We start from the raw sequence: 10,688 nt of genomic DNA, 5'->3' as shown, positions 1-10,688 counted from the left end.
GCGTAATATTCACGACCAGTTAGGCGGTGAACACGGATAAGAAGACCATTATCACCACGGCTAACATAAGGAGGCTGCTTATCGAATAGGTTGTTAATACCTAGTGATAGAGTCAAGCTATCCGTCGCGTGATAATAACCAGAAAGGTCATTATAAATTACAGAACCAACGCTGTTAGAAAGTGCATTTTCATTTGGTGCAGAATCATCCACGCCACTTTGATATTGTAAAGTGTGTGCTAGACCCCAGTTATCGCGGTCATACGATGTACGTAGGTTTGCACGCCATTCATTAAACGCACCACGTCCACCATTCGCGATATCCGCACCGTATTTACCTTCTAGCTCATCAACAACCAAACCTTCAGCTTCAAGAGAAGTTTGCTCTAGTAGATGTGTACCTGCTAGTTTAAAGCGAAGATTACCACCTAGCGCTTCTGTCGCGTAGTTAAAGTCGAAGTCGACACCCTTAGAAGTAAAGAAACCAAGGTTTTGTGTCGACAAATCAACACCTACAAGGTTGCCATCTAGGTTACGACGAGGGCTAATACCTTTAGTACCGTAAGCTTCAGGACCTTTGATCAAGTCACAAACTGGTGATGAGAAGTCTTTACTTCCGTAACATGTCTCACCGATAGTTTCTAGCGTTAGGCTTGAAATTACGTTGCTGATTTCAATATCGTAGTAATCAATCGTCGCGCTAAAGCCTTCAACAAAATCTGGTGACCATACAATACCAAACGTCTTACTTTCTGATGTTTCTGGACCTAAGTTTGGATTACCACCCAACCATGAGCCCGATTGCGCATTAGGCTGTGACCAATTTGGTGCAAGGCCATCAGCAGCACAGTTTTCTTTTAAGATTGCATTGTCACTAGCGCCATAGTTTACACATGGATCTGTATATGAATTAGCAGACTGAGTATATGGGCGATATAAGTTAGTGATAGATGGAGTACGGAACCCTTCAGAGTAGTTAGCACGAACCATTAACTCTGAATTTGGGCGCCACTCTAGCGCAACCTTTTTCGTTGTTTCAGCATCGTCAATCAAGTTTACTTCTGTGCGACGTGCCGCAACTGTCAAATCTAAACGCTCAGCAAATGGTAAGTCAGCAAGTAGTGGAATATTTGCTTCTACATAAAACGCTTCAGTGTTGTATTTACCTACAGAGCCACCTGGGGCTGTACCATAAATAGCACCAAGGCCTGATGCACCATCTACGATTGCTTCATAAGACGTTGTAAGGTGTTCGTAACCCACTGCCCAAGAAATCACACCAGCAGGTAGTTCAAAATCACCTGTGTCACCTGCAAGGTTAAATTGTAGCTGTGTATCGTCTGAAATATTAGTATCAGTAAGTGGAACAATTACCCAGTCAAGCATATCTTGAGTTAAGCTATCTTTAACAAACGGGTTCCAGATACCATTTGGTGTACCAGCTACTGCGGCAGTACAATCTGCACTTGCAGCACAAAGCTCTGGATCTACCAGTGTATTCATGCGCTCTCTGTGTACACGGCCATCAATAAATTCGTCTTGACGACGGTGGTTTACACCATAGCTAAAGTCCCAATACCAACCGTTTGAAAGCTCACCTTCAAAACCTGTAGTGATTAGGTACTCATATACGTCAAAATCTGTACGACGGTTGCCTGACTCAGCAAGACGACGGTTTACGTTTAGATCGCCACCGGTGTTGTTGTTAGGATGTGACTCTGGAACATTCATAGTCCAGAAAGTACCAACAGGTGCAAGGTTTGTTGTACTGCTACGGTGAGTAAACATAGACTCAGAGAAAAACTCAATAGAAGTAAAGTCAGTTTCTGCTAACTCGTAACGACCTGCTGCGAATAGGTTATATGATTCGCGTGGTTGATAAAGAATACTTGTAGATGAGTGATTATATTTATCACTTGTAACGAATGGTCTTGGGTTGCCATTCTCGTCCATTACGTATCTAGCCGTACCTTCTCCAGGAATTGTGAACGAAGCTGGATAAGAAGTTGTTGAACCACCACATACAATCTTACCGTTTTCTTCTTCACGCGGACAGCTAGAGAAATCGCGGTCGCGACCATATATAGCATCACGACTATCATAACCTGCCGAGATGATTAAGCTACCTTTTTCACCCTCGATACCAGTTACAAAGTTGATTGAATCAGTTTTACCATCACCTTCTGATGTTTCTTGATAACGGAACTCAAGCTCTGTACCTGTGTAATTTTTCGCTGTAATAAAGTTTACAACGCCTGCAATTGCATCAGAACCGTAAATAGTAGATGCACCGTCACGAAGTACGTCAACGCGTGCAATAGCTGCCATTGGGATTGTGCTGATATCACCACTAAAACGACGACCATTTAATAGTACTAGAGTACGTGTTGAACCCAGACCACGAAGGTTCATAGTTACAGAACCATTACCGCCATTGTTTACGTTGGAGCCGTAGCTACCACCGCTAATTACTGGTAGTTGCTGAACAAACTGCTCAAGCGTAGGAACACCTGAAGCTTTAATGTCTTCCATTGAGAAAGAGCTTACTGGCATTGCAGTTTCTAAATCGGTGCGCTTGATGCGAGAACCAGTAACTTGGATTCGCTCTACGCTTTCAACTGAAGCGTCTTCTTCAGCTACAACTGCTGCACTGAATACAGCAGTCGATGCCGCACCAAACGCTAAACCAAGGCGTACGGCCTTGCTTACTTTATTATTTAACATTGATTACTCCCTGATTTTTTTTATATGAAGCAATGCAAAAATTTATTCCTATTAAACATAGACTTGCTACGCCCCTAATTGGACCAAAACAGAAACAAATTGATACATGACGCAGTTATACTACTTTCAGCACCAACATAGGGTCAACATCCATTTTCATATTTTAAACCAACAAGCCCCCAAATTAACAACAAAACACCAAGAAATAGCCATAAAATACAATGGGTTAAAAAATAAGAAATAAGTTCAATTTTTTATAAAATTTTTCTTGGTGCTAATTTAAAAACACAGAATCGGAACATGGGATTAACAAAAAACAAAGAGATTGGTTAGTTTATGCTCAAACCCATCAATTGTTGATTGGAAAAAGTACACCTGAAAAATGTTGTGAGGGATCTACTTTGATACTGGTGTTTATGATCTCACAATATATAAAGCTTTTTTATAAAAAATTAATTTAACACGTGAGTCATCTGCAATGATGATTTATTACTCGTAAAGGTCGCTATATCGACAAAATTGTTAATAAGCCTTCTTTCCCAGTGAGAAGCAAGGCATATCCTATTTGCTCTAACAGGTAGAAATAGATTGATCTTCCAATTCACTTGAAAGGCAAATAGGCTCTAATGCAAATCGAAGCTTTGTTGTCCATCAGAACGAATTGATAATTTTGAAGCATTTGGAAGCATCTGATATATAGGCAAAATTTGTTTTTCAACGTATTGATAATAATCAATATCTACGAGCTTGCCTTGCTGCGCGAACTTTGGCCCATCAGTACTTAAGTAATACGGTATTTGCGCCCCCTTTTTGGCGGTCTGCAACAATCCATCTTCGATAGCCTGTTTCGCCGCTTTTACCTGAGGAGGGATATTTTTTGTATATAACTCAACAGACTTACCAAGTTTCTTTTTGTAAACGAGCTTTTCGTCTACTTTTCCAGCGAAAATCTGATTTATATATTGGTGGGTGATCTCAACCGTGTCGAGCCCATCAAACAGCGCGCGAATAATTGCTTGTTGATATTCTTTGGCGATTTCCGTCCAATCACTACGCACGGTCTCCATGCCTTTAAAAACCAGCTTGTGCTTGCCAAGCTCTGTGATCTGCCCAACATATCGCTTTTTAGAGCCGACTTCTTGACCACGAATGGTAGGCATAAAGAATGGGCTATAGTGTGTTTCAAACTCTATTTCTAAATGACTGTGGAGGCCAAAGCTTTCCATCAGCAATGCGCGCCAGCGCTCGTTAATTTCCATCATCAACTGCTTGCCTATTGTTTGGCATGCTTCGCTACTCAAAGACTCAGGTAAACAGACGAAAGTTGAGTCAGTATCACCATAGATCACTTCATATCCGAGCTCTTCAATCCAAGCTCGAGTTTGTTGCATTATTTGATGACCGCGCATCGTTATTGAGCTTGCAAGACGTGGATCGTAAAAACGACAGCCTTTTGACCCAAGTACGCCGTACAAGCTATTCATGATGATTTTTATCGCCTGTGAGAGCATCATATCTTTGTCTAATTTGGCTTGTTCACGTGCGCTGGAAAGCGCTGCGACTAATCCCGGTAAATGATGTTCCGTGCGACTAAATTTACCTTTATTAAAGCCATCTATAGCATGCTCAGGATGCTGTAACCCTTCTATCAACCCCATAGGGTCTATGCAAAAAGTGCGGATAATTGAGGGGTAAAGGCTTTTAAAATCCAGCACCAAAATATTTTGGTAGAGGCCCGGCTTTGAATCCATGACATAACCACCAGGACTGTCAAAGTTAATGCCATGCTCAGATAAGTTTGGTGCAATGTAACCGCTACGGTGCAATAAGGGTAAATACAAGTTGGTAAACGCAGCGACTGAGCCACCCATTTTCTCAAGCTCCAGTCCCGTCAGCTGAGTTCGAGCGAGGGCAAATTCAAGTAAGTTTAGTTTACTAAAAATGTCTAACACCAATTGACAATCTTGTAAGTTATACGCCGCGAGCGCAGGTTTATCATGATGAAACTGTCTGATGATTTCCTCAAGCCTGTCATCTTGTGCAATAAGCTTGGTGCGACCCAAAATCTTCTCAGCCACAAAGCTCAGTTTAAATGTTTCAAAGTGATAGGTCGCATTTTTCATCATATCGATGCCATCTAGCATCACTCTCCCCGGAATAAACACCCGGGTATAGTTACCTTTGAAGGTCGACATCGCTCCGCCATCTCGCCCTATCGTAAGTGCGACACTGTTAGCCTGCGCGCGTTCCACAAGTATTGCGGCATCGAACTCAATCACGTTCCATCCGATTAACACATCTGGGTCTAAACGATTCACTTGCTTGACCAGCTCTTCTAGTAACGCAATTTCATCTTCAACCCAAACTACATTGACGGCAGCATGTTGCGCCTCACCTATCATGATCACTAGTTTTTCCGTATCGGTCGCTAGACCTACCGAAAATAAGACCCCCTCGCCGTTGCATTCTATATCGATAGAAAGCATTTCAAGGTGTGGTCTATAATCATCGCAAGCCTTAAATTGCGCCTGAGTAATTTCAATGTAGCCCGGTTTTTGCGTGGCTTTACCTTTGACCCAAGCGGCTCCGCGAATAAAGCGCTCCATTAAATAGCGGTCGGAATGGCGAATATCCTCTTCATATAATGCGACTTTATTTTCAAGTAGCTGTTTTGCGTCATAGAAGTGGCTCAAGGTGCGAAATTTTACAACACAAACAGGGGCTTGATCGAAGTGCTTTAATTGACTTGGCGAGATACTACACTGCAACTGAGCGCGACTTAGCAGCTGTTCTACTTCTGTTTTTTTATCTTGTTTAATGAAAAAAAGTGGCTGCTCATCCTCTACCCACACCTTGAGTAACTGGTGTTGCGATTTGAGCCAATAACACAAGCGCAGTTGGCCACTTACCTGCATCTGCTGTCTCGATAAAACAAAGCCCTGATATATCGCTTGTGCCAACTCCAATACCACCCTAAAATAGACGAATCACTGTAATTATATCCACCTGTTTATTGAACATAAAGTCACAAACAGAATAAAACCTATCCGTTAACGCAGTGATTAACTAAAAATCGAGACTCAAGTGGTAGGCTTGCTTTATATCAGGACTCTAGGCTAAATAGATTATGCTCTCAGACAAACTAAAAAAAACCATCCGCCAAGCACATCAAAATGTCGCCTCTGCTTTAGATGGCTTTCGTCCTCGTCCGAGTCAAAATTATCTGGTCGCCGAAATCGCAAAAACACTCTCAGGTGATTATCACCGCACTCAACGTATTTGCGTGATTGAAGCAGGTACAGGTACCGGAAAATCTTTAGCCTATCTACTCGGAGCGCTTCCTGTCGCACTCTCAAGTAAAAAGAAACTCGTCATTTCAACCGCAACCGTCGCCTTACAAGAACAATTGATCAACAAAGAGTTGCCGTTTTTAAAAGAACATTCAGGCATAGACTTCAAGTTTGACCTTGTAAAAGGTCGTCAACGCTACATTTGTGTACAAAAACTGATGGCTGCCGTCAGCGATGATGAGATGCAAATGTCGATGATGCCGACAACCAGCAGCCCACTTTCTCAAATGGAGCAAAAATGCTTAAGAGAGTTAGCACTTGCATACCAAGAAAAGCGCTGGCAAGGTGACAGAGATAGCTGGGAAGACACAATTCCAGATAAAGTTTGGAATGTTATCGCTTGTGATAAACACGCTTGCCAACGGCAATTAAAATCTCATCATTTATGTCCTTTTCATTTAGCGCGACAAAAGATCGCACAAATGGATGTGCTAGTGATTAATCACGCTTTGTTACTGGCCGACTTAGAATTGGGTGGTGGAACGATATTACCAGAACCAGAAGAAACATTTTATGTAATTGACGAAGCGCACCACCTGCCCCATATTACCAGAGATTTTTCTTCCGCCGCGGCGACGATTAAAGGCACTATCGAGTGGCTAGAAAAGCTACTTAAGTTTAGCGGAAAAATGGCAAACACCGTGGTTTCACAAAAAGCCATTGGGCAGAATTTCAAACTGAATGATGCAGCCAATGACGCTGCAAAGTACCTTAGAGCGGTAAGGGATATACTCGATCAGAGCGACTTTACTTATAACGATGACGATACCTACCGCTTTAGTCATGGCGAAGTACCAGAGGCGCTCACTGTAAAAGCAAAAGATATTGCGGATGCCACGCAAGATGCACTGCGTTGTCTTACCAAGATGCATGATGCACTATCGGGCGATGTTTCAGACGGCGATGTGCAAGCTTTTTTAGCCGACCCGTTATTGGTTGAAAGCGGTCAATATATCAACCGGCTTGAGCAACTCAACAAACTCTGGTTTAGCTACGCGCGAAAAGGCGACAGCGTGCCTCATGCAAGGTGGATAAAACGCTTAGAATACAAACATCATCACGACCATTTACTTTGTGATTGTCCGATCGAAGTCGGCTATTATTTGAAGGATAACCTCTGGCGTGAGTGTGCAGGCGCGGTGCTCTGCTCCGCAACCCTCAGTGCTTTGGGCACATTTGATCATTTCGCCCACGAAAGTGGGTTGGCAAAAGAGCCAGGTGTTAAATATATCAAAGCTGATTCTCCGTTTGATTATCCCAATCAAGCGACATTGCATTTGCCAAAAACCCAAACAGATCCAACGGATAAAGCCTTTAGCGATTATTTAGCGGATGCCCTGCCAACCTATTTAGACACCAATAAGGCCAACCTTGTCCTGTTTGCCTCTTATTGGCAAATGAATCATGTGGTAGAAAAATTAAGAGGTAAAAATCTTAATATTTTGGTACAGGGGGAGCTTTCCCGTGATGCCTTACTCACTCGTCACAAAGCAAATATCGACTTAGGTCGCGGCAGTATCTTATTTGGTACACAAAGCCTATCCGAGGGGCTAGATTTACCCGGCAAATACCTAGAGAACCTCGTGGTGACTAAGATCCCTTTCGCCGTGCCAACCTCTCCTATTGAAGAGGCTCAAGCGGAATTCGTGCAAAGTAAAGGTGGGAATCCATTTTTATCTATCACTGTACCCGATGCTGCAAAGAAATTAGTACAAAGCTGTGGTAGACTGCTGCGTAAAGAATCAGACTCCGGCCGTATCACCATCTTAGATAGACGTTTAGTTACAAAACGTTATGGCAAAGCCATGCTTGATACTCTGCCACCATACAAAAGGCAAATTGATTAATAATGTTTGAACTCGCTTTAGATCCCACAACTTGGGGGTTACTTTGCTTAGTCGCACTGGCTGCTGGATTTATTGATGCAATTGCAGGTGGCGGTGGGCTGCTAACTGTGCCAGCCTTGCTTACTGCGGGCCTTCCTCCACATTTAACCTTAGGTACTAACAAGCTTGCCGCGAGTTTTGGTTCCTTAACCGCGAGCTTTACCTACTACAAAAAGCAGTTATTCAAGCCTAGCTTTTGGATTGGCTCCATTATTGCCACTGCGATAGGTGCCGTATTGGGCACACTACTTGTCGACTTTCTAAGTATCGAGTTTTTAAACAAGCTTATTCCCGTAATTATCATCGCTGTCGCAATTTATAGCTTAGTCGGTAGGCTAAGCCCAACAGACTCCCATACTTTGCCTGAGGCTAACCGAGCACTCAAAATCAAACAATGGACACAAGGTTTGTCGTTGGGATTTTTTGATGGTATGGCAGGGCCTGGTACTGGCACGTTTTGGACTGCGTCCAACAGTATGCTCTATAAAATGAGCTTACTTTTAAACTGCGGCCTTGCTCGTTCAATGAACTTTGTTTCCAACTTTATTTCGCTTATCACCTTTGTAGCCCTGGGTCATGTTAACTTTATGCTGGGTATCACCATGGGCGCATTTTTAATGTTTGGTGCTTGGCTCGGTGCGCATTCAGCTATTAAGTTTGGCAACAAACTGATCAAACCTCTCTTTAACACTGTGGTTATTGTACTTGCGGGCAAGCTTATTTTTGAGGCGTATTTCTCGTGAGTACAGGACTTATCAAGCTTGAGCAACAAGTCAGCCGCTTAAAGCAACAAGCAGCGCAATTTGACTCAGCAAAATGGTTTGATAAGAATCGTTATATGCAGGCACAGCCCAGCTTATTTGATGCCCGTGTATTTCGCACTAAAAGCTTAAAGCTCAGCGACTATGTTGAAGAAATAGTAGAAGCAATGTCCCATCTGCCGCCAAGCGAACAGCGTCACGCCTTTGCATTCGCCATCGAACGAATAGGTTCGCAAATGGAAGCTGTGTTGAAGGTGTTAAAATCAACCCCTGTCTGGGCGAAAGAAAACAAACTGAATACACCAAAAAAAGCCAAAGTGTATAAGAAGGCAGTGCAGAAGATTATGCAGTCGTCCCATGAGTTATATCAGGAGCTGTCGCAAAATCATGAGTTTGAGCGTCGGTTGCAAGAAATGATTGACCTCAGAAGACTACAGATGGATAAGGCAGCTCCCTCTCAGGCTGCCAAACTCAATGCCGAAATATTAGCCCTTCATGCTCGTCTTGGCCGCTGTAGAAAAGCCATTTCGGCCACAGAGCAAAAAATTCAAGAAGTTGAGAAAAGTCAGAGCCGTTAATGCTTTACTACCACCCTATTTATAGCGAGCTAAATCTACCTGAAAAGCACCGCTTCCCTATCAACAAGTATAAAAAATTATACCAACGAATAAACGCCAGTAAGTTTGCTAAATTTATCAAAGAACCCGAGCAAAAAATCACAGCTGATGCGCTACAACTTTGCCACGATAGTAATTACGTTGATGCCTTTTTAAACGGCACGTTGAGCGAAAAAGCCATTAAGAAAATGGGCTTTCCTTGGAGTGAACAACTCGTACAGCGCACTTTGATTTCTTTAGGGGGCGGTCTAGCGGCAGCAAAATATGCGCTCGAATATGGATTTGGAGCAAACTTAAGCGGCGGCTATCATCACGCACATCGCGATTTTGGTAGTGGCTTTTGCATATTTAATGATTGGGCGGTGGTCGCAGCAACGCTCATTGCCCATCAACAGGTTGAGCGCGTGCTAATCTTTGATTGTGACGTGCATCAAGGCGATGGCACTGCAACAATCGTTGCAGATAGAGACGATATCATTACTTGCTCCATCCACTGTGAAAGTAACTTTCCTCGCGTTAAACCGCAATCCGATTTGGACTTTGCCTTGCCTGTGAATACACAGGACGCGCAATATGTGGCAACCGTCCGCGAAGCCTTACAACTGGCAGTTCGATTATACCAGCCAGACATCGTCCTCTATAACGCCGGCGCAGATGTGTATCAAGGTGATGAACTAGGACACTTTAGTGTTTCAAAGCAAGGTGTTAGGGCTCGAGATTCGATTGTATTTGAGTATGCGCATCATCTTAATATTCCATTAGCTTTTGCCCTAGGTGGGGGCTATCAGCGCGACGTTGATCATCTTGTAGATATACATCAACAAACCTTTTTGGCTTTGTTCGATAACCCCGCTATTATGATATAAACTTAAAAGGAATGTGCAGGAGGCTGTATGAAGTTACATGATGATATTCATAATTATTATGAAAAGTTAGTAGTCGAACATATCGTCCGTCGTAAGTTAGATAAAATCTATGATGAGGACGTAATGGCTGACTTTTGTTGTACCGTTTTGAACCAACTGCCATCGCGCTATATTCGCTACGATGTAGACATGGAGTTTTACCTGCCTCAGCCCGAGCGTGCGAAGATGGAGCAAGCGGTAGAGCGTGCAATTGATTTTGCCATTGCACAAATCGCTAAAAAGGAACAATTTCAAGTATGAGTACCCCTTTAGAACAAGCACCAACTCATGTAAAACTTGCTGTCGACCTCATTATGTTGTTGGAGGAGCATGATCTTCCTGCGGAGGAAGTCATTGCTGCACTTGACATTGTCAGATCTGATTTTCAAAACAAACTAAACAACCAACAAAAAACTTAACATTAGATATACATTTAAGTCATACTT

The 10,688-nt window shown here is 42.9% G+C and carries 8 protein-coding genes; 6 read left to right on the top strand and 2 right to left on the bottom strand.

Annotated elements, in window-relative coordinates; all coding sequences use genetic code 11:
* Together L1D50_RS17875 and L1D50_RS17870 are read right to left on the bottom strand one after the other, a co-directional pair.
* The coding region (locus tag L1D50_RS17875) for a TonB-dependent receptor (protein WP_239966520.1) at nt 1–2,723 on the bottom strand (2,723 nt) is incomplete at its 3' end.
* 623 nt (nt 2,724–3,346) lie between these two features.
* Nucleotides 3,347–5,683, bottom strand: a complete 2,337-nt coding sequence (locus tag L1D50_RS17870) for a DNA polymerase II (RefSeq protein ID WP_128726935.1) — start codon at nt 5,681–5,683, stop codon at nt 3,347–3,349.
* Between the two features lie 167 nt (nt 5,684–5,850).
* On the opposite strand from L1D50_RS17870, the gene dinG reads away from it, so the two are divergent.
* From dinG to L1D50_RS17840, 6 genes are read left to right on the top strand one after another with little or no spacing between them, the layout of a single operon-like run.
* Nucleotides 5,851–7,920 (top strand): ATP-dependent DNA helicase DinG, encoded by a 2,070-nt coding sequence (gene dinG, locus L1D50_RS17865; RefSeq protein ID WP_128726936.1) that lies wholly within the window; start codon nt 5,851–5,853, stop codon nt 7,918–7,920.
* Between the two features lie 2 nt (nt 7,921–7,922).
* Nucleotides 7,923–8,702, top strand: a complete 780-nt coding sequence (locus L1D50_RS17860; RefSeq protein ID WP_128726937.1) for a TSUP family transporter — start codon at nt 7,923–7,925, stop codon at nt 8,700–8,702.
* Nucleotides 8,699–9,298 (top strand): primosomal replication protein, encoded by a 600-nt coding sequence (locus L1D50_RS17855; protein WP_128726938.1) that lies wholly within the window; start codon nt 8,699–8,701, stop codon nt 9,296–9,298. Before L1D50_RS17860 ends, L1D50_RS17855 begins: the two co-directional genes overlap by 4 nt.
* A complete protein-coding gene (locus tag L1D50_RS17850) occupies nt 9,298–10,203 on the top strand; it encodes a histone deacetylase (RefSeq protein WP_128726939.1) in 906 nt (301 codons plus the stop codon). The genes L1D50_RS17855 and L1D50_RS17850 overlap by 1 nt, the downstream gene beginning before the upstream one ends.
* A 27-nt stretch (nt 10,204–10,230) precedes the next feature.
* Nucleotides 10,231–10,503, top strand: coding sequence for a late competence development ComFB family protein (locus L1D50_RS17845; protein WP_128726940.1), 273 nt, complete (start codon nt 10,231–10,233; stop codon nt 10,501–10,503).
* Nucleotides 10,500–10,661: a DUF2496 domain-containing protein gene (locus L1D50_RS17840; protein ID WP_128726941.1), complete on the top strand. Its 162-nt coding sequence runs from the start codon at nt 10,500–10,502 to the stop codon at nt 10,659–10,661. The genes L1D50_RS17845 and L1D50_RS17840 overlap by 4 nt, the downstream gene beginning before the upstream one ends.
* The last annotated feature ends 27 nt before the right edge of the window (nt 10,662–10,688 follow it).

The sequence above is a fragment of the Pseudoalteromonas sp. Isolate6 genome (assembly GCF_022398435.1).
GTDB classification, from domain to species: Bacteria; Pseudomonadota; Gammaproteobacteria; order Enterobacterales; family Alteromonadaceae; genus Pseudoalteromonas; species Pseudoalteromonas galatheae.
The sequence above is the reverse complement of the archived record's forward strand: the minus strand, read 5'-3'. Positions and strand labels throughout refer to the sequence as shown.